The organism is Rathayibacter sp. VKM Ac-2759 (genome assembly GCF_009834225.1).
In the GTDB taxonomy this organism is placed as follows: Bacteria; Actinomycetota; Actinomycetes; order Actinomycetales; family Microbacteriaceae; genus Rathayibacter.
In genome coordinates, this window is record NZ_CP047176.1 from 3,602,660 (window position 1) to 3,623,059 (window position 20,400).

Sequence of the window (20,400 nt, forward strand, 5' to 3'; positions counted from 1 at the left end):
CGCTATCGTGAACCAAGTGGTTCATACCTGTCAAGCCGCGTGATCACGCGGAAGTCGGGTCGTGCAGCCTCCCGAAACAGGGTCGTAACGACGGGGAAACATCCACTCGGTGAATGCCGACGAGAGAAGTGCGGAGACTATGAAGAAGATCGTCCTCGGAGTGTTCGAAGCGGGAACGCCGCACGTCGGCGGCACGATCAGCTGGTCGCACCCGCGCAGCCGCGACGGCGACTTCCGCGACATCGGCTACTGGATGCGGATGGCGCAGGTGCTCGAGGCGGCCGACTTCGACTTCCTCTTCTTCGCGGGCGGGTCCTTCGGCTACTCCTCCCGCCGCGGCGAGCTCTCGGACGTGCTGGTGAAGGCCGGCATGACGTTCTCGCTCGACGGCGCGTACCTCATCCCCGCGCTGGCCGTCGACACCGAGCGGCTGAACTTCGTCGTCACCTCGACGACCGGAGCCGACCACCCGCTGCACGCCGTCCGCAAGTTCTCGACGCTCGACCACGTGACGAACGGGCGGATCGGCTGGAACATCGTCACCGGCGCCTCCCAGAACACGATGGCCGCGATGCTCGGGCAGTCGACGATGGTGCCGCACGACGAGCGCTACCGCGCGGCGCAGGAGTACGTCGACGTCGCCTTCTCGTTCTGGGAGGGCGGCAACGACGACGACGCGATCGTGCTCGACCACGAGGCGAACGTGTTCGCCGACCCCGAGAAGATCCACCCGGTCGCCTACGAGGGCGAGTACTACCGCTCGCACGGGTACCACACGCTGCCGCCGTCGCCGCAGCGCTCGCCGCTGCTGTTCCAGGCCGGCACCTCCCCTGTCGGCCGGGCGTTCGCCGCGAAGAACGCCGAGTGCGTGTTCGTGCAGGGCTCGAGCTACGCGAAGGTCGCCTCCGACATCGCCGACATCCGCCGCCGCGCCGACGAGAACGGGCGCGACGGCTCCGCGATCAAGGTCATGGTCGGGGTCACGGTCGTCGTGGGCGAGACCTCGGAGGACGCGGCGCGGCTCCGCGCCGAGTTCGACGCGCTGCAGAGCGACGAGCTGGCCGCGCACTACTACGCAGGCAACACGGGCGTCGACCTGCTCGAGTACGACCTCGACCGCACCCTCGCCGAGCAGCTCGTGCTCGACGACCAGGCCGGGCAGATGGGCACCAGCAACATCGAGCGCTTCCTGACGCGGCCCGACGGCACGGCGCCGACGGTGCGCGAGATCCTCGACGAGCTGAAGGGCAAGGGCACTCGCGGCTTCGCCGTGACCGGCGACCCGGTCGAGGTGGCCGACGAGCTCGAGCGGATGATGGACGAGACCGACCTCGACGGCATCATGCTGGAGGCGGTGTTCGGCATCGCCTCGCTCGAGGACTTCATCGCCCTCGTCCAGCCCGAGCTGCGCCGCCGCGGCCGCCTCGACCCGCCCGCGACCGGCGCCACCTTCCGCGAGCGGATGCTCGGCGGCGGCGCGCACATCGCCCCCGAGCACCACGCGGCGTCCTTCCGCCGCACGGTCGCCGACTGAGCAGCGCGGCCTGCCGCCTGCTGATCGAGTAGCCCGTGCAGCGGGCGTATCGAGATCCACCACCGCCAGCAGGTCGATCTGCAGAACCTCCGTCCTGAGCGAGGTGGGTCTCGATACGCCGCCTGCGGCGGCTACTCGACCAGCAGGCAGGCGAGCGGCATCCGGTCCCACGAGCAGCCCCTGCCGATCCACCACCGACAGCAGAGGAGCCTCCACAGCCCGGCGATCCCGTCGGCTCTCCCCCGACGCACCGATCGCACCGCCCGGCGACCGCCCCGAGCGGCACCCTCGTCCCCATGGCCTTCGTCTACATCCTCCGCTGCAGCGACGGCAGCTACTACGTCGGCAGCACCCGCTCCCTGCATCGACGAGTCGACGCGCACATGATGGGCAAGGGTGCCGCCTACACGAGCAGACGACTGCCGGTCACTCTGCTCTGGCACCAGGAGTTCGAGAGCATCGCCGAGGCGTTCTGGTGGGAGAAGCGCATCCAGAACTGGAGCCGTGCGAAACGCGAGGCCCTGATGCGCGGCGACTACGCCGCACTCCGACTCGCCTCGAAGAAGACCTTCCGGAAACCCGACGACACTCCCCCGCCGCCGACCCGCTGATCGAGGGGGGTCTCGATACGCCGCCCGCGGCGGCTACTCGACCAGCAGGCAGGCGGCCCCGCCCCTGCCAGCTGATCGAGTAGCCCGCGCAGCGGGCGTATCGAGATCCCCCACCGTCAGCAGGCCGGCTCTGCACGCCTCGCGCGACCTCTCCCCCACCGCAGGGCGGCGCTCGGTGCTCGCTGAAGGACGGAAGGGCGATCAGTTCACGCGGACGAGGGTGCGCTGCCAGCCGCTCGAGCCGTTCGGGGCGATGGGGGCGCGGTCCTCGATCTGCAGCATGCCGTTGGCGTCGGTGGCGCGGACGGCGACGTAGTGCGAGCCCGTCTCGGCCACCCAGTCGACGTACCACTGCACCCACGTGTCGACGTTGACGGGAGTCGACAGGACGGCGGGCTGCCAGTCGCCGTCGTCGATGCTCACCTCGACCTTCGCGATCCCGATCGACTGCGCCCACGCCATGCCCGCGATCTTGGTCGCACCGGCGGGGATCGCGGCGTCGATGCGGGGGGTGTCGATCCGCGACGACATCTTGATCGGGGCCTCGGCGGAGTAGCCGCGCGGGGTCCAGTAGGCCTCGTCGGCCGCGAAGGTGGTCACCTTCAGCTCGGTCAGCCACTTGGTCGCCGAGACGTAGCCGTAGAGGCCGGGGACGACCATCCGCACCGGGAACCCGTGCTCGAGGGGCAGCGGCTCGCCGTTCATGCCGACGGCGAGGATCGCGTCGAGCCCGTCGTCGGTGAGGGCGCTGAGCGGGGTGCTCGCGGTGTAGCCGTCGACGCTCGTCGAGAGGACCATGTCGGCGCCGCTCTGCACGCCGGCCATCGCCAGCACGTCGCGGATCGGCACGCCGAGCCACTTCGCGTTGCCGACGAGACCGCCGCCGACCTCGTTCGACACGCAGGTGAGGGTCACGCCGTACTCGTCGAGGCCCATGTCGAGCAGCTGCTGGAAGGTGAGGGTGACCTCCTGGTCGACCATGCCCGAGATCGTCAGCGACCAGGTGGACGGGTCGACGGAGGGGACCGTCAGCGCGGTGTCGACGCGGTAGAAGTCGGCGTTGGGGGTGTAGAGCGGCGAGAGCCCGTCGATGTCGAGCTCGGCCCCGGCCGGCACCGCCACGGTGGTGCGGGGCGACGGGAGGCGCAGCGCCTCGCGCACGCTCGCCAGCGACGAGGTCGTGGCGTTGATGATCCGGGCGCCGGTGCCGACGACCGCCGCACCGACGGCCGCGATCAGGGTCACGCGGAAGAAGCCGCGGCGCTCGATGCCGGCCGGACGGGCCTCGGGACCTGTTCCCCTCGCCTCCGAGACCCGTGCGGTGCGCCAGCGGCGCAGCCGCGAGATCGTCATGTGCATCACGCTCAGGGCGACCACGAGGCCGATGAGCGTGGGCACGGCCGAGAGCGGAGTCGCTCCGGTCCGCGTGACGATCGCGGCGATCGAGAGCACGCCCGCGATGATGAGCAGGATCTGGCCGAAGGGCGGCCGGAGCAGCTGCAGCACGCCGGCGAGTCCGGCGGCGACCACGACGGCGATGCCGATGCTCCCGAGCAGGAAGACCTTGTCGTTCTCGCCGAAGGTCGTGATCGCGAACTCCTTGAGCGGGCGCGGCACGATGTCGACGACGAACGAGCCGAGCGCGAGCACGGGGCTCGCGGTGCGGGCGACGGCGAGCGCGATCAGCTCGGCGACGGCGAGCAGGACTCCCGCGACGACGATGCCGGCGACGGCCGCGAGCGCGATGAACCGCCACTTCGGCGCGCGAGCGGTGCGCGAGGTCTCTGCTGTCTGTTCCATGGGAGTCAGTGTTCGCGCTTGACCTGCTCGTTCGCAGTGTGGTGGTGGTTTGGTCGTCCACGCCCCACTTTTATAACGAAACGGTAACGCACCGCCCCGTAGACCGCTCCGCTCCGTCGTGCGCCGTGGGCGTCTCGGGATGACCGGCGGCCTCGGCGATCGCCGTCAGGACGAGCGCCGTGTGCTCGTCGTCGAGATCGGGGAGGACGTGACGCGCCCTCGGCCCGGCCCTCTTCTCCTCGGGCAGCACGGCACGTCCTTCCAGTGCGGGACCGCGGTCGGGTGGGGGTGACGCGACGGAAGGGCGGGTGGGACGGAGCACTCCGTCCCACCCGCCCTTCCCGGCGGGGGCTCGTCAGCCGCAGGAGCGCGCCGAGTAGGGAGCCTCCTTCGTCGTGGTGACCGCCTTGCCGTCGAGGGTCGCCGTGGCCGTCGCCGAGGCGGTGGCCGCGGGGACGGAGACGGCGCGGGTCGTGAACGCGTGGGTCGCGCTCGCGCCCGGCGCGACGGCCGCGAACGACTTGGTGCCGAAGGACGAGGTGAGGGTGACCGCCGCCGTCGCCGTCGAGGCGTTCTTCGCCGTCACCGTCAGCACGACCTTGCCCGCGACGCAGCGCGTCGTGGCCGTGACCGTCATGTCGACGACGGCGGCCGGAGCGGCGCGGACGATCGCCAGCCGGTAGGTCGCGGTCGTCGTGTGGTCCTGAGCGGAGGAGGTGATCACGACGTTCGTGGTCCCCGACGCCGCCAGGGTCACCGTGCGCGCCGCCGTGTCGTCGATCAGCACGCCGTCGACCTTCACCAGCCCGCTCGCCACGGCCGGGTCGAGATCGAGCGCGACGCTCGTCGTCGACTGCGGCACGGTCAGCGTGTAGTCGCGCACACCGGTCGCCAGCGCGGGCGACAGGGTGCCGACGTCGGACGCGAGCTTCGTCAGCTCGGCGTTCGTCGCGAAGCCGGTCGACTCCGTCGTGTAGACGCCGTAGACGCCTCCGACGTAGCTCGACCCGGTGCCCTGGAAGCGCACGGTGACCTTGGGCACCTTGTTCCCCTGGGCGTCGAGGACGTACTTGCCGCTCTGGTCGCGCTTGTAGCTGTCCTTCGCGGCGATGCCGTCGAGCACCGACTTCGGGATCTCGTCGTACTGGACGTACCAGTTCGTCGAGCCCGCGGCTCCCGAGATCGTCTCGGTCTTCAGCTTCACGTCGTTGACGTAGACGTCGAAGGTGCGCCCCGCGTCGCCCGCGTAGTAGCGGACGCCGAGGTAGTTCTTCGGCAGCGTCGGGTCGACGATCATGTCGTACTGGAAGTACGCGTCCGCCGCCCTCTCGCCGTCGCGGTAGCCCTCGCCGCGCCACGTGCCCACGCTCGACTTGTTGAACCGGTAGTTCTTGTCGGCCTCGCTGTTGTTGTTGTCGAACGAGGTGAGGGAGTCGATGGTCGTCTCCTCGACGCGCTGCTGCTGCTTCGCCTTGAGGATGAGGGCCTGCGCCTCGGCCGAGTCGGGCTGGATCAGCGTCATGTAGGTCGCGTAGCGCGCCCCGTAGAGGCTGTAGTACGGCTGGAAGATCCGGGCCTCGGAGGCGGCGTCGACGTTCTTCATCGCAAAGCGCATCGTCTGCGTGCCGTTGGCGTTCGCGCCGTCGGGCAGGCGGACGAGGTTCTGCGCGATGCCCGACTTCCAGGCCTCGCTGTTCGAGACGACCACGCTCGAGTTCACCGACTTGTCGGCGACGCTCATGCGCACCAGCACGCCCGCGACGTAGGAGGCGTCGACGTTCGAGCGGTTGAGCTCGGTCGCCAGCAGGACCGGTCCGTAGGTGAACGCCGCCCAGTTCGGGTTCTCGGTGTTCGCGACGACCGCGACCTCGGCGGGGAGCCGGTAGCTCAGCACGTCGCCGGCCGCGACCGGGACGACGACGTAGCCGCCCTGGGTGAGCGCCGCGACGTCCTTGGCGGTGCCGTTGACCGTGAGGGAGGCGGAGCCCGCGACCCACGACGGGACGCGCAGGCGCAGGGTGGTCCCCTCGGCCACCGCCCCCGAGCCGAGGGCGTCGACCTTGAGGGTGACGGTGTCGGTGCTGGGCACGTCGGCGGTCTGCGTGAGCTTCAGGTTGCTCGCGGAGGAGCTCAGCACCGACGAGCGGAACTGGTTCACGTAGACGGTCTTGTCGCCCTCGAAGTAGATCGAGTCGCCGAGCTTGGTGAAGCTCTCGACGCCGGTGCCGTGGTCGCACCAGAACTCGTCGTGCTCGTGACCGAAGACCTTGGCGTAGCCCGCGGTCTGCGGCTGGAAGTAGGTCACCATGCCGGTCTCGGGGTTCTGCACCGACAGCACGCCGTTGATGAACGCGTCCTCGTAGAAGTCGGCGTACTTCACGTCCTTCGTCACCTGGAACAGCGCCCGGGTGAGCTTGAGCATGTTGTAGATGTTGCAGCCCTCGGAGGTCGAGTTCTCGCCGTAGCCGGTGGTCCGGCCGCTGGTCGCGTACTCGTAAAGGGTGCCCGGGGCGTGGAAGTGCTCGGACTCGCTGTTGCCGCCGTTGGCGTAGGTGTGGGTCTCGTCGACCATGCGCCAGAAGTTCTCCGCGGCGCGGCGGTACATGTCGAGATCCGTCTTCTCCTGCGCGGTCAGCGTCGCGTAGAGGGCCGGGTTGTCGGTGAAGACGGTGTAGCGCTTGAGCGCGCCGATCAGCTTGGGGATCGTCGTGTTCGCGTGCAGACCGTTCAGCACGTCCTCGTTGTTCGCGAGCTTCTGGAACAGCGCGGTCTCGTCGAAGTACTCGGCCGCGCGCTTGTGCGCCGGCTTCTCGGTGGTCTCGTAGAGGCGGTAGAGCGCCTCGTTCATCCCGCCGTACTCGGTGTTGAGCAGCTGCGCCGGGTTCGCCTGGCGACCGGCCCAGTTCGTGATCCAGGTGCCGAAGCCGTCGGCGACCACGAGGGCCTTCGACGAGACGGCGCTGGGCGCGTACTGGTGCGCGTCGAGCAGGCCCGCGAGCACCTTGTGCAGGTTGTAGAAGGGGACGAGCAGGCCGTCGGATCCCGAGGGCAGGTAGCTCACCGGGAACGGCGAGACGTAGCCGGCGTTCGTCGGGTCCTTCACCGCGTAGGCGTCCTGCACCTTCTTGAGACCGTCGACGGAGGCGGTCAGCTTCGCGAGCAGCGCGGCCTTCGTGGTCGCGTCCTGCTCGGTCGCGTAGGCCTGCGCGAGGCCAGAGATGTAGTGGCCGAAGAAGTGGCCCTGGAACCGGGTGCCGCTCTCGCGCTCCCAGCCGCCGTAGCCGCCGGCCGTCGTCGGGGCGATCCCGGCCTGCTTGTAGAAGGAGTAGAGGAACATCTCGGGGTCCAGGCTCAGCAGGTACTCGACGGTCTGCTGCTCGCCGTTGTCGAGGTACGGGTCCTGGACGGTGACGTCCGAGAGACCCGCCTCCTGCAGGTAGACCGAGCTCTTCACGCCTCGGGGCTGCACCTGGATCGTGTACGCCCTCGTGGCCGCGGCGCTGCCTCCGTAGGTCGCGGAGCCGGTGACGGTGACCGTCGTCGCGGCGGTGCCGGGGGTGACCGTCGCGGTGCCTCCGTCGATCGCGATCGTGTCGGTGTCGGAGGAGGTCCACGTGATGTCGGAGCCCTTCGCGCCCCGCAGCGGCACAGAGAACCCGGCGCTGGTGCTGGTCGGCAGGGTGATCGCGTCGAGGTCGGACTGGGCGACGGCCCTCGCGTCGAAGGCCGCGTTGTGCGCCCTGGTCAGGGTGACGACATCGGTCGTGGTCGCGACGCCGTTGTAGAGCACGTAGTCGTCGAGCAGACCGCGCAGGTGCGCGCCGTTGTACTGGGGGCCGTTGAAGCCGATCGTCTTGGTCGACGTGCTCTCGGAGCCGAGGACGCCGGTGGCCGCGCCGGTCGCGGCGTACTTCACGGTGCTCGGCTGCTTGACGCCGTTGCGGTAGAACGCGACGTCCTTGGTGGTCCTGTCGTAGGTGGCGACGACGTGGGTCCACTCCCCGGTCGGGAAGAAGCCGGCGCGGGAGGCGTCGATCGCGACCTTGTAGGGCTGGCCGGACGACGGCCCGATCGAGAGCGCGAGGGGCGTGCTGTCGCCCTCCGAGGTGAGGTACCAGCCGTCGGAGTTGTACGCCGTCTTGTTCCAGGTGAAGACCTGCTCGCCGCTCATGGCGGCGGTCGGCTTGTACCAGAACGACACGGTCAGGTCGGCGGGCTGCAGGCGGGCGTCGGTGCCGAGCGACACGGCGTTGGAGCCGGTGAACTCGAACGCCTGGCCGGCGAGCCCGGTGCCGTAGGCGGCCGTGCCCTTCTGGATCCCGACCGTGTTGCCGCGGCCGCTCGTGTCGGTGATGGTGCCGTCGAAGGGGAGCTCGAGCACCGTGGAGTCGTCGAGGGAGGTGACCGGGGCGGCCTGCGCGGTCGGCCCGACCGCGAGCAGTCCCGCCGTCAGCGCCATCACCGCCGCCGCCGCGATCGGTATCCGTCGTTTCGTCGTCATTCGTGGGGGCCTCTCGTCGTTGAGAATGTCGATGACCCGACGACGGAGTGAGGGCTCCACCGCCGGATTTGCGCAATGTTACCGTGAACAACTACGTTTCGGTGAAGTTTCGGCACGGCCCCTGAGACGATGCGAAGGCGGGTCAGCGGCGCCGGTCGAGCGCCTCCCGGAGGTAGGGAGCGGTCCTGCTCCGCTCGACCAGGGCGACCTGCTCCGGCGTGCCCGTCGCCACGATCGAGCCACCCGCCTGGCCCGCGCCGGGACCCAGGTCGATGACCCAGTCGGCGTCGGCGACGATCCGCATGTCGTGCTCGACGACGATCACCGTGTTGCCCGCGTCGACGAGGTGCTGCAGGTGCTCGAGCAGGCGGTCGGCATCGGCCGGGTGGAGTCCCGAGGTCGGCTCGTCGAGGAGGTAGAGCGTGTCGCCGCGCTGGGCCCGGCGCAGCTCCGACGCCAGCTTCACCCGCTGCGCCTCGCCCCCCGACAGCTCCGGCGCGGGCTGCCCGAGCGAGACGTAGCCGAGACCGACGTCGAGGAGCGCGTCGAGGTGCCGGGCCACCTCGGGCTCGCCGGCGAAGACCTCGCGGGCCGCCGCGACGCTGAGGGCGAGGACGTCTGCGATCGTCAGGCCGTTCAGCGTCACCTCGAGCGTCTCGGGGTTGTAGCGGGTGCCCCCGCAGGTCGCGCAGGGAGCCTCGACCGTGGGCAGGAACAGCAGCTCCACCTCGATCGACCCCTCGCCCTTGCACACCGGGCAGCGGCCGCTCGGCAGGTTGAACGAGAAGCGGCTCGCGCCGAAGCGGCGGCGCTTCGCCTCCGGAGTCGCCGCGAAGAGCGCCCGCACGCGGTCGAACAGGCCGGTGTAGGTCGCGACGTTCGAGCGGGAGGTGCGGCCGATGGGCGTCTGGCTGACCTGCACGACCCGGCGGAGCCGCTCCGCCGGCCCCGTCGCGCTCCCGAGGGTGACGCTGCTCGCGGTCGCGTCGAGCAGCGGATCCTCGCCCGGACCCTCGTCCGCGCCGGCGGTGTCCTCGGCGACATCGGCGCGGAGGGACGCTGCCAGCAGTTCGGGGAGCGCCTGGTTCACCAGGGTCGACTTGCCCGACCCGGAGACGCCCGTGACGGCCGTCAGCACGCCGACCGGGAACGAGACGGCGAGGTCGCGCAGGTTGTTGCGCGTGACGCCGGCGAGCTCGATGCCGAGGTCGGAGGCCCGCCGCTGCCGGAGCGGCACCGCGTCGCCCTCGGTGAAGAGGTAGCGGCGCGTGACGGAGTCGCGGGCGCTGCGCAGGCCCTCGAGGTCGCCCGAGTAGACGACCGTGCCGCCGCCCGACCCGGCGCCCGGGCCGATGTCGACGATCCAGTCGGCCTCGCGGATCACGGCGAGCGAGTGCTCGACGAAGAACACCGTGTTGCCCGTGGCCCTGAGGGTCTGCAGGATGCCCAGCAGCGCCTCCGTGTCGGCCGGGTGCAGACCGGTGGAGGGCTCGTCGAGCACGAACACCACGCCGAACAGCCGCGAGAGCACCTGCGTCGCGAGGCGCATCCGCTGCAGCTCGCCGGAGGACAGGGTGGGCGTCGAGCGGTCGAGGGAGAGGTAGCCGAGGCCGAGGTCGATGATCGGCGACATGCGCCCGACCAGGTCCTCGACGAGACGCTGCGCGGCGAGCCGGGTCTGCGGTGCTCCGTCAGAGGGAGCCCAGCCCGGCTCGAGCACGCCGCGCATGACGACGACGAGGTCCTCGAGCGGGAGCGCCGACAGCTCGGTGATGTCGCGGCCCTCGAAGGTGACGGCCAGCGCCTCGGGCTTCAGCCTCTTGCCGTGGCAGCTGCCGCACGCGACGCTCACCAGGAACGTCGCCGCGCGCTCGCGCATCCGGGCGCTCTTCGAGCCGGCGAAGGTGTCGAGGACGTACCGCTCGACCCCGAGGAACGTGCTCATGTAGCGCGGCTCGGCTCCAGCGGCGACGGCCTCGCGCACCTCGGCCGGCGACCGGTCGGTCCAGACCGGCACCTGCGGCGACTCCTGCGTGTGCAGGATCCAGTCGCGGTCCTTCCGGGGAAGAGTCCGCCAGGGCACGTCGATGTCGTACCCGAGCGAGATGAGGCTGTCGCGCAGCTGCTTGCCGTGCCACGCGGTCGGCCAGGCGGCGAGGGCGCCGTCGCGGATCGAGAGAGTGTCGTCCGGGACCATCAGCTCCTCCGGCACGTCGTAGACGCGCCCGATGCCGTGGCAGGTCGGGCACGCGCCCTGGACGGTGTTGGCCGAGAAGTCCTCCGCGAAGAGCATCGGCGCACCCTCCGGGTAGCTGCCGACCCGCGAGAAGACCATGCGCACGACGCTCGAGAGGGTCGTCGCGCTGCCGACCGTCGAGCGCGCCGACCCGCCGGAGCGCCGCTGCGGGAGCGCGACCGCGGGCGGCAGACCCTCGATGGAGTCGACATCGGGCACGCCGACCTGGTCGATGAGCCGCCGCGCGTACGGCGCGACCGACTCGAAGTAGCGGCGCTGCGCCTCCGCGTAGAGGGTGCCGAACGCGAGCGAGCTCTTGCCCGACCCCGAGACGCCGGTGAAGGCGACCAGGGCGTCGCGCGGGATGTCGACGTCGACGCCCCGGAGGTTGTTCTCGCGGGCTCCTCGGACGCGGACCCGGTCGAGGCTGGTGGGGTGTGCAGGCGCGGTCATCCCTCCAGCCTGCCCTGTCCGGATGCGGGGTCGCCGCCACCGCTCCCGCACAGCAGCGACGGGCGTGCTGCCGGAGGGGCTGCCCGTGACGTCTCCGCCTTGCTGGGATCGGGTCATGTCCGACCCGACGAGCTCCGCTCCATCGTCTACGCGAGCCACACCGCCTCCGGACTCGAGGAGTCCGACCTCCCCGCCCTGCGCGAGCTGATCCGCTGGTTCCAGGTCCGCCGCTGACGCCTCGGCCGCTCGCTACAGTGACGGCGTGGACGAGAACGACATCGCGGCCGAGCACCTCCGGGCCGAGCTGCGCCTCCGGCGCTTCAGCGGACTCCGGATGGCGATCGACGCGGCGTTGGGCGGGGGTGTCGTCACCGTGCACGATCTGGTGGTGACCCGCCTCGACACCGGCGCCGAGGTCCTCCGCACCAAGGCCGACATCGGCGACCCGCACCACCTGCTCGGCCAGGTCGAGCTCGACCTGGAGACCAGGACGACCGCGGAGTTCCTCCGCGAGTGGAACGCGACCTGATCCGCACCATCAGCTGAGACGGGGGTGCCTCCGCTGACGGGGGACGCCCCCACCTCTCAGCTGATGTTGTGCCGCCGGCTCAGCCGCTCCGCATCTCGGCGGGAGGGGGGAAGAGGGGTCCTGGCTGCCAGCTTGCTGGTCGAGTAGCCCCGCAGGGGCGTATCGAGACCCGCCGGCTTCAGCAGATCGGCGTTCCGACCTGGCCTTCTGACGGTGGTGGATCTCGATACGCCCGCTGCGCGGGCTACTCGATCAACAGGCAGTGCAGGCAGCGGGTGGCGAGTCTCCGGTTGATGCATCCGGCGAGCCGGCCGCCCTGCCGCGGTTCAGCCGCAGCTGCGGGCCGCGTACGGCGCCGTCAGGGTGGCGCCGCCGGCCGTCGCCGTCAGCTCGCCCGCCACGACCGAGACGGCCCGGGTGGTGAAGGCGTGCGTCGCGTTCGCGCCCGGAGCCGCGGTCAGCGCCGGAGACACGCCCCACGCCGAGCGGATCACGACGGAGACCGCGGACGTGCCCGTGTTCTTCACGACTCCGGTCACCACGACCTTCCCCGCCACGCAGCGGGTCGACGCGGTGAGCGTCGCCGTCGACGCGGCCACCACGACCGTGGCGGTCACGCGGACGGCGGTCGAGCTCGAGAGCACGCGACCGGGGGCGTTGTAGGCCGTCGATCCGCCTGCCCCGACCCACTGGTTGTCGTTCGCGCCGATCGTGCGCACGACTCCGGTCACCGGGTAGCGGCCGGGAGCGGTGCCCACCGACGAGACGTCCCAGGTCACCGGCTGCGAGGCGGTGCCGCGGCCGTAAGCGAGCACGACGTCGGTGCGAGCGGGCAGCGCCGCGACGGAGCCGACCTCGCCGAGGTCGGAGCGCACGGCCGAGGCGGCGTCGGCCGCGCGCACCTCGGCGTACTGCCCCGCGGTGAGCGAGACGATGCCGCCGTGCTTCGTCGACGGCGCCATCGTGAAGCCGGGGTCGTTCAGCTGCGTCCAGCCCGCGTCGAGGTCGGTGGTGACCATCGGGCGGTAGCCGGTGGAGGGGATCACGTCGACGTAGAGGTACCAGCGGTCGGCACCGTGGTCCTTGAACACGGCGGGCCCCTCGACTCCCCCGGCGTTCCCGCCCGCCCAGACCGCGCCGATGCGGGTCTGCAGCGGCGTCCACGTGGTCGACGGGAGCCACCACTTGGCCGCCGTCGTCGACTCCATGTAGATGCCGCGGCCGGTGCCGTTGTCCTTCGAGATCCGGTAGGTGGTGCCGTCGTCCTGGATCATCGTCGTGTCGATGACGTCGGCGCCGGTGTCGATGAAGGTGCCGCCGTACGAGTACGTCGCCTGGGTGAAGTCGGTGGTCGCGCCCCACAGCACGCGCGACGAGCCGGTGCCGGGCGTGTGGTCAGCGGTCGGATAGACGGTGGAGGACCAGTAGACGACGAACGCTCCGCGGCCCGCGGCGTAGTAGTCGGGGACCCAGGTCGCCTCGGGCGCCCACATCATGCCGGCCTCGAGGGCCTTCGCTCCCGCTCCGTCCAGCGCGACGTCGAACTGCCGCAGATCGCTCCAGGAGACCAGGTCGGTCGACTCCCAGACGTTCATCCTCGTGCTGCCCTGCGTGGTCCAGTAGCACCAGCTCGTGCACGAGCCCGAGCCCTGGTCGCCGCCGAAGACCCGCAGGTCGGTGGCGATGATGTAGTACTTCCGGGTCTCGGGGTTGTAGGTGAGGTACGGGTCGCGCACGCCGGTCGTGCCGAGGTCGGAGGCGAGGATCGGCTTCCCGCCGTTCAGCGGGTCCCACTTCTCGGGGTCGTCGCCGCGCGAGACGTCGAGGTAGATCTTCTCGGCGTAGCCCGCCGCGTCCTCGATGAAGTGCACCATCAGGTAGCCGTAGGGGGTGTCGACGCCGACCTGCGGCTCGACGGTGACGGCGACCTGCCGCGTCTGAGCGACGCCACGGATCGAGGCCGTCGCGGTGAGGGTCGAGGCCCGGGCGGCCTGTCCGGCGGCGGGGCGGTCGGCGTTCAGGGTGCGGCCGTCGGTCACGCGGAGGGTCGGGTCGTTCGAGGCCCAGGTCACGGTTCCACCGTAGTCAGGGAGGGTCGTGGTCGAGTCGTCGACGGTCACCGGGGTGACGGAGTCGAGGATCCCCGACACGAGCGGCGCGAAGGTCGACGCGTGGGGCGCCGCGTCGACCGTCGAGACGTCGAGGATCTCCTGGGCGCTCAGCGCGCGATCGTAGACGCGGAACGCCGACACCTCCCCCTTGTAGAAGGGATCGGGGTAGGGCGCGCGGCCGATGGTGTTGAGCGACTGGTCCGTGACGGAGGAGGGGCGCAGCGCGGTCGGGGCCGACGCGACGCGCACGCCGTCGACGAAGAACGCGATCGTGCCGGCCGAGCCGTCGATCACCGAGGTGAGGCTGTACCAGCGGTCGGCCGCGATGCCGGAGGCGCTGCGCGCGTTGTTCTCGGCACCGCCTCCCCCGGTCGTGATCGCCGTGCGCACCTTGTCGCGCACCGAGGCGAACCAGTACTGCGAGGTGCTGTCGCTGCCGAGGTTCCAGAGGAAGTGGAAGGTCGAGAGCATCGAGGCGTCGGCGCGCGTCTCGACGGTCACCGTGGCCGAGGCCTTCCCCTTCAGCAGGTCGTCGGGCAGCTCGACCCAGGGCGCGGCGCTCGTCTTGGCGCCGCCGGTGAGACGGAGCGACGTGCCGGTCCAGAGCGCGTCGGTCCCGTTCACGACACGGGCGGCCCCCACGGCGCCTCCCGCGGTGTTCGGCACGCTCGCGCCGGTCGTCTGCGTGAAGCGGTAGTCGGCGAGGAGCCCCGAGGAGGGGATCTGCGCCTCGGCGGCGACGGCGGCGGGCGCGACGAGTCCCGACGCGAGCACCGCCCCGATGCCGAGGGCGGCGAGGACGGCGCGCAGGGGTGCGCGCCGGGAGGTGGTGGGCATGGTGCTCCTTCGCACAGTGCTGGACGCGGGGGTCAACCGCAGGTGATCGCCGGGTACGCGGCCGTGGTGGCAGCGGTCCGGCCGGCGTCGTCGACTCCGGCACCCGAGACCGTCGCGGTGCCCGCCGCGAGCGACGCCTGCCGCACCGTCGAGCTCGCGGTGGCGTTCTTCCCGCCCGCGACCGCCGGGAAGGTCTTCGTACCGGCGGCGGTGGTGACGGTGATGTCGGCCGGGAGGTCGTCGGTGTTCCTCACCGTCGTGGTGATGACCGGCTTGCCGGCGACGCAGCGGACCGTCGAGGTGGCGGCGAGCTGCAGCGCGACGGTCGGAGCCGGAGCCCCGAGCGAGACGCGGAAGCGCTGGCAGTCGTTGTTCAGCACGCTCCACTGGCCGATCCGCGTGCCGTTGTCGGCCGAGCAGTTCGAGAGGTCGAGCGCCTTGCCGCTGTGGACCGCGCGCAGCTCGACGGTGCCGTCGGTGCGCGGCTGGAGGCGCCACGCGCTGCCCGTGACGCCGCACGCGCCCTGGCTGACGGTCGCGCCGTCGGCGGTGGAGCCTCCGGTGACCGACAGGCACTTGGCGGCGGCCGAGACCGGGTGGATCTCGACGGCCCCGTCGGCCGCGGCGGTGACGGTGACGCGCTGGCACGGCGAGCCGAGCCACTCCTGCTGCTGCAGCACGGCGCCGTCGGCGGTGGAGCAGTTCGGCAGGTCGAACGACTTGCCGGTGACGAACGAGGTGATGGCCACCGCCCCGGAGGGACGCAGCGCCCACTCCTGCGAGGCCGCGGCGGTCGCGGTCGACTGGCGGATCGCTCCGCCGGCGACGGCCTCGAGCACCGTGCCGCCCGTGCGGCTGGTCAGCGTCGACCAGCCGCCCGAGCCGGGCGCCACCGTCCACTGCTGGCAGCCGGCCGCGAGCCACGCCGACTGCTGCAGAGCGGCTCCGGCGGCGGTGGAGCAGCCGACCGGCCCGAGGGCCTTGCCACTGCTGGCGTTCACGAGGCGGAGGGAGCCGTCGCCGGTGGGGTCGAGGGTCCAGTTCGCGCGCGGGGTCGAGCACGAGCCCTGCACGACCGAGGCGCCGTCCCCGCTCTGGGCGGACGAGACCGTCGCGCAGAGGCCGGTGCTGCGGCTGACGAGCTGCCACGGGGCGCCCTCGACGCGCGCGGTGATCGGCGCGTTCTCCCCGCTGGGCACGCGGATCTGCGCGGAGGTGCCGAGCGGCGTGCCGAACTCGGGCTCGCCGTCGGCGGCCCACTCGACGAGGTGCGCGCGGGCCGAGCGCTCGCGGCCGCAGCCTCCGTCGGGGCGGGCGTTGGCGTGGTAGAGGTTCCACGTCTCGGTGCCGTCGGGCGAGTCGAAGAAGTCGTTGTGGCCGGTGCCGTACTCGCCGTTCGCCTTCGAGAAGACCGGGCCGTCGCTCTTGGTCCACGAGGAGGCCAGCACGGGGTCGCCGCCGCCGTACTCCAGAGTGCCGAGCTGGTAGTCCTCGGTGCCGCAGAAGCTGGCCGAGTAGACGATCCAGGTGCGGCCGTCCTTCTGCAGCGGGATCGGGCCCTCGTTCACCGGTGCGCCGATGGTCTCCCACGACTCGACCGGCTCCGAGAGCACGTTCAGCGGGCCGGTCGCGGTCCACGGGTCCGACATCCGCGCGATGTAGTTGCTCTGCAGGCCGTTGCCCGGCTGGAACGCCGACCAGGTCATGAACAGCTCGCCGTTCAGCTCGAGGTAGGCGCCGTCGATGTTCCACGAGTCGGTCGGCACGGGCCGGCCCTTGTAGGTGTACGGCCCAATCGGGTCCTCGCCCGCGCTCTCGATCACCTGGAGGTGCTGACGGTCGAAGTTCCCCGCCGTCCCCATCGTGTACATCAGGTACCAGCGCCAGCCGTTCGGGCCGTTGAGGCGCTGCAGCTCGGGCGCCCACATGTTGGCGTTCCGGCCGGCGTTCGTGTCGGAGTAGACGGTCGTCGGAGTCGCCGTGCCGAGCGCCGCGAGGGTCGGCGCCTTCCGCATCACCACGCGGTTGTCCCAGGTGGTGGCGACCATGTAGTAGTTGCCGTCGTGCCACTCGATGGTCGGGTCGGCGGTGTCCGGCTCGATCGGGTTGCTGAAGGTCGGCTCGCCGAGCGCCGCCGCGGGGCTCGCGGCGGCGAGCGGCAGGGCCACGATCGCCGCCAGGAGGATCAGCAGCCAGGCCGTGAGGCGCCGGGGCAGTGCCCGGGGCGCACCGTCGGTCGGTCGAGTGGTCATGGTGACTCCATCGTCGGAAGGCGGAGGGGCGTGGTGCCCGGAGGCGCACCGGGGGGCGATGCACCCCCGGGAGTCGAGGGGAGAGCGCCTGCGGGCGAGGAGGAGGCGCACGGGGCTCCACCGCGTGAGGCGCTGCGATCTCGTCGTCGAGGTCGTCCGGGGCCGGGTGCGGCGGAGAATTTTGTTCACGGTAACAGCGCCGGTGACCGCGGTCAATCGCGGAAATCCGATCGGGCTCCGATGCCGTCGGGGCTGGTCTGAGCGAAACCTGCGCGCCTAGTATGTTCACGTTCACATTCCGTGCGATGACGCACAGGTCCGTCGATTCCGCGGGTCGTGCCTCCCTCGCCGCATCGACCACGAGGACGTTCTTGATGACACGATCACGATCGGCGGTGAGGACCGCCCTGGCGGTCGCCACCGTCGCCGCCACGGCGCTGCTCGGGGCCACGGTCCCGAGCTCCGCCTTCGGAGCGACGGAGAAGCCGCTCCTGCACTACACCTTCGACACCGCGCCCACCGGCACGACCGTCGCCGACACGAGCGGCAACGGCTACGACGCCACCGTGCGCCGCACGGGCGCCACGTTCGCCGACGGGAAGATCAGCCTGCCCGGCGGATCCGCCTCCGCCGCCCCCTACCTCGACATCCCCACGGCGGGCCTCGTCGGCAAGAAGGACCTCACCTTCTCGACCTGGCTGTCGCCCCGCTCCGGCCCCGGCAACGTCGCCGCCGCGTTCGTCGGCGCGCCCGTCGCGTCCGGCGCCTCCAACTCCTCCGGTTACTGGCTGCTCAACCCGAGCAACCCGTCGGGCTACGTGAAGTCCGTCGTCACCAACTCCGTGAACGCCGGCGCCCCCTGGGGCACCGAGGTCGGCCCCGGAGCGACCAACGCCGGCACCACCGGCGCCCGCACCCCCGCGGGCCTCTCGCTCTACACGACCGTCATCGACGGCACGACAGGAACCCTGTCGGTGTACATCAACGGCACCCGGATCAGCCAGAATGCGATCGCGCGCGATGTCGCCTCGTTCGGCTCGTCCCTCGTCGCCTACCTCGCGCGCTCCACCTACAACGACCCCGGCTGGAGCGGTGATGTGGACGACTTCGCGGTCTACGGCAGCGCGCTCAGCGCCGATGCCGTGAAGGCGCTCTACTCCTCCGAGGCGATCGACCGCGCCGTCGCGTCGGTGACGATCCCGACCGAGGCGACGGCCGACTTCGCCCTGCCCGCCAGCTCCTCCGGTGTCGCCATCACCTGGCGCTCGAACAACGCGGCGGTCACCGTGAACGGATCGACCGCCACGGTCGTCCGCCCCGCGGCCGGCTCCCCCGACGCCTCCGTCACGCTCAGCGCGACCTACACGTCGGGCACCGACACCCGCTCGGTCGACTACCCGGTGAAGGTCGTCGCCGACGTCGCCGACGCCGACAAGGCGCAGCGCGACCTCGACGCGATCAGCATCCCGAACGTCTCCGACGTCCGCACCAACGTCTCGGTGCCCGCGCGCGGCGCGCTCGGCTCGAGCATCGCGTGGACCGTCGTCGGATCGGGCGCCACCGTGCGCGCCGGCAGCACCGCCGACAGCCGCACGATCGTCGTCGACCGTCCGCAGGCCGGCTCCCCGGCGATCGACGTCGTCGTCCGCGCGACCGCGACCAGCGGATCCGTCGTGAAGACGCGCGACTTCACGCTCCGCCTCACCCCGCTCCCCTCCGGGACCGAGGACACCGAGGCCTACGTGTGGGCGTTCTTCACGGGTGAGGGTGCCGGCGCCGAGCGCGTCAGCCTCGCCGCCTCGAAGGGCGACGACGCGCTGTCGTGGAACACGCTCAACGGCGGCCAGCCGGTGTTCACCTCGACGCAGGGCACGCAGGGCCTGCGCGACCCGTTCATCGTGCGCTCCCCCGAGGGCGACAAGTTCTTCATGCTCGCCACCGACCTGAAGATCGACGGCCTCGCCGGCGGCTTCGACACGGCGCAGAAGTCGGGCTCGAAGTACATCGAGGTCTGGGAGTCGACCGACCTGGTCAATTGGTCGGCGCAGCGCCACGTGAAGGTCTCGACCGACTTCGCCGGCAACACCTGGGCCCCGGAGGCGTACTGGGACGACGAGCTCGACACCTACGTGGTGTTCTGGGCCTCGAACATGTACCCGACGACGAACGCGGCCGACCGCACCGCGGTCACCTACAACCAGATGATGTACGCGACGACCGACGACTTCGTCACCTTCTCGGAGGCGAAGCCGTGGATCGACGTCAAGCGCGGCACCGGCCGCGGCACCATCGACTCGACGATCGCGAAGGACGGCGACACCTACTACCGCTTCACCAAGGACGAGGCGTCGATGACGCTCCGCGAGGAGAAGAGCACCGACCTGCTCGCCACCATCAGCGGAACGCTGCCCGGCACCTCCGGCCCGGCAGACGAGTGGACCCTGGTCAAGGAGCGCGTCGCCTCCGGCCTGCCCAACGGCGAGCCCGGCGGCACCTTCACCAGCGGTGAGGGCCCGAACGTGTTCCCGGCCAACGAGGGCGACGTGAACGGACTCGACTGGTTCCTGTTCATCGACCAGCCCGACTACCACGGCGGCCCGAACCACTACATCCCGTTCGGCTCGGACGACCTGGCGAACGGCGACTCGTGGCAGCCGCTCGGAGCGAAGCTGCGGACGAACCTCCCGCAGAACTCCGACGGCGGCAAGCCCCGCCACGGCACGGTCATCCCGGTGACCCGCGCCGAGTACCAGAAGGTGCTCGAGGGCCTCGCCCCCTCGATCGCGGTGGCCTCGGTCGCCCCGATCGCGGTCACGACCCCGGTGGGCACCGCGCCCGTGCTGCCCGGCGCCGAGATCACGACGAAGACCGGAGCGAAGCAGTCGGTCGCCGTCACCTGGGACGCCGTCGCGCCGAGCTCCTACGCCGTCGCCGGGACCTTCACGGTCTCGGGAGTCGCGCAGGACGCGTCGCGGATGCCGGTGACCGCCACGGTCACCGTGCAGGCCTCGCTGAAGGTCACGGCCACGGCCTCCTCGCGCTGCGTCGCGGGCAAGCCGGTGCTCACGGTCATCGCGAAGAACGGCGACACCGTGCCGATGGACGTGACCGTGCGCACGGCGGAGGGCGTGAAGACGTTCGCCGCCGTGAAGCCGGGCGCGAGCGCCTCCGCCGCCTACACGGTGCGCGCGGCGCAGCTCGCCGCGGGTGAGGCCACGGTCACCGCGACGGCGACGGTCGGAGGCTCGGCCGTCACCGCGACGACCACGGCGCCGTACTCCGCGCGCAGCTGCGGCTGACGCGCAGCGACCCGCAGAGCATCGGCTGAGACGGGGTGGCCCCCGCCGCGAGGCGAGGGCCCCTCGTCTCAGCCGATGTCGGGCGGCGCGAGGTGATCGAGCAGTCCGCGCAGCGGGCCGGATCACGCCTCGCCGCGGGCGCGCAAGCCCACCTGGCTATGCTGGACGCACTCACGACGGCGGCGGCACTCCACGCCGCCCGCACCGGGGGTGCGCGGCTCACCCGCCCGGGGAGCG

Annotated in this window: 10 protein-coding genes; 5 read left to right on the plus strand and 5 right to left on the minus strand. The window is 71.3% G+C overall.

Features of this window, described 5'->3' with window-relative positions; all coding sequences use genetic code 11:
- Positions 1-139 precede the first annotated feature (139 nt).
- Both GSU68_RS16840 and GSU68_RS16845 read left to right on the plus strand, forming a co-directional pair.
- Positions 140-1,534, plus strand: coding sequence for an NtaA/DmoA family FMN-dependent monooxygenase (locus GSU68_RS16840; RefSeq protein WP_159909797.1), 1,395 nt, complete (start codon positions 140-142; stop codon positions 1,532-1,534).
- Between the two features lie 296 nt (positions 1,535-1,830).
- Entirely contained in the window at positions 1,831-2,145 is a 315-nt protein-coding gene (locus GSU68_RS16845; RefSeq protein ID WP_159909798.1) for a GIY-YIG nuclease family protein, read from the plus strand.
- Positions 2,146-2,346: 201 nt separating this feature from the next.
- Here the strand turns inward: GSU68_RS16845 and GSU68_RS16850 are convergent, their stop codons facing one another.
- From GSU68_RS16850 to GSU68_RS16860, 3 genes are all read right to left on the minus strand, one after another.
- Positions 2,347-3,945 (minus strand): molybdopterin-dependent oxidoreductase, encoded by a 1,599-nt coding sequence (locus GSU68_RS16850; RefSeq protein WP_159909799.1) that lies wholly within the window; start codon positions 3,943-3,945, stop codon positions 2,347-2,349.
- Positions 3,946-4,300: 355 nt separating this feature from the next.
- Positions 4,301-8,446 (minus strand): beta-L-arabinofuranosidase domain-containing protein, encoded by a 4,146-nt coding sequence (locus GSU68_RS16855; RefSeq protein WP_159909800.1) that lies wholly within the window; start codon positions 8,444-8,446, stop codon positions 4,301-4,303.
- A gap of 142 nt (positions 8,447-8,588) precedes the next feature.
- The gene (locus GSU68_RS16860; protein ID WP_159909801.1) at positions 8,589-11,135 is read right to left on the minus strand and encodes an excinuclease ABC subunit UvrA; all 2,547 of its coding nucleotides are present in this window, start codon (positions 11,133-11,135) and stop codon (positions 8,589-8,591) included.
- 99 nt (positions 11,136-11,234) lie between these two features.
- Between GSU68_RS16860 and GSU68_RS20100 the strand changes: the two genes are divergently transcribed.
- Positions 11,235-11,369, plus strand: coding sequence for a hypothetical protein (locus GSU68_RS20100; protein ID WP_279631041.1), 135 nt, complete (start codon positions 11,235-11,237; stop codon positions 11,367-11,369).
- A gap of 28 nt (positions 11,370-11,397) precedes the next feature.
- Positions 11,398-11,664: a hypothetical protein gene (locus GSU68_RS16865; protein WP_159909802.1), complete on the plus strand. Its 267-nt coding sequence runs from the start codon at positions 11,398-11,400 to the stop codon at positions 11,662-11,664.
- A 326-nt stretch (positions 11,665-11,990) separates the two neighbouring features.
- Here the strand turns inward: GSU68_RS16865 and GSU68_RS16870 are convergent, their stop codons facing one another.
- Together GSU68_RS16870 and GSU68_RS16875 are read right to left on the minus strand one after the other, a co-directional pair.
- Complete coding sequence (locus tag GSU68_RS16870) at positions 11,991-14,612, minus strand: LamG-like jellyroll fold domain-containing protein (RefSeq protein ID WP_159909803.1); 2,622 nt, start codon at positions 14,610-14,612, stop codon at positions 11,991-11,993.
- Between the two features lie 32 nt (positions 14,613-14,644).
- Positions 14,645-16,864 carry a family 43 glycosylhydrolase gene (locus GSU68_RS16875; RefSeq protein WP_159909804.1) on the minus strand — a complete coding sequence of 740 codons (2,220 nt, stop codon included), beginning with the start codon at positions 16,862-16,864 and terminating at the stop codon, positions 14,645-14,647.
- 374 nt (positions 16,865-17,238) lie between these two features.
- Between GSU68_RS16875 and GSU68_RS16880 the strand changes: the two genes are divergently transcribed.
- Positions 17,239-20,163 carry an immunoglobulin-like domain-containing protein gene (locus tag GSU68_RS16880; protein ID WP_159909805.1) on the plus strand — a complete coding sequence of 975 codons (2,925 nt, stop codon included), beginning with the start codon at positions 17,239-17,241 and terminating at the stop codon, positions 20,161-20,163.
- Positions 20,164-20,400 lie beyond the last annotated feature (237 nt).

Bases quoted from the DNA above. Each gene is read 5' to 3' on its own strand.
- GSU68_RS16875 (WP_159909804.1), bottom strand. From the start codon at position 16,864: ATGACCACTCGACCGACCGACGGTGCGCCCCGGGCACTGCCCCGGCGC.
- GSU68_RS16845 (WP_159909798.1), top strand. From the start codon at position 1,831: ATGGCCTTCGTCTACATCCTCCGCTGCAGCGACGGCAGCTACTACGTC.
- GSU68_RS16850 (WP_159909799.1), bottom strand. From the start codon at position 3,945: ATGGAACAGACAGCAGAGACCTCGCGCACCGCTCGCGCGCCGAAGTGG.
- GSU68_RS16880 (WP_159909805.1), top strand. From the start codon at position 17,239: ATGACACGATCACGATCGGCGGTGAGGACCGCCCTGGCGGTCGCCACC.
- GSU68_RS16855 (WP_159909800.1), bottom strand. From the start codon at position 8,446: ATGACGACGAAACGACGGATACCGATCGCGGCGGCGGCGGTGATGGCG.
- GSU68_RS16870 (WP_159909803.1), bottom strand. From the start codon at position 14,612: ATGCCCACCACCTCCCGGCGCGCACCCCTGCGCGCCGTCCTCGCCGCC.
- GSU68_RS16860 (WP_159909801.1), bottom strand. From the start codon at position 11,135: ATGACCGCGCCTGCACACCCCACCAGCCTCGACCGGGTCCGCGTCCGA.
- GSU68_RS16840 (WP_159909797.1), top strand. From the start codon at position 140: ATGAAGAAGATCGTCCTCGGAGTGTTCGAAGCGGGAACGCCGCACGTC.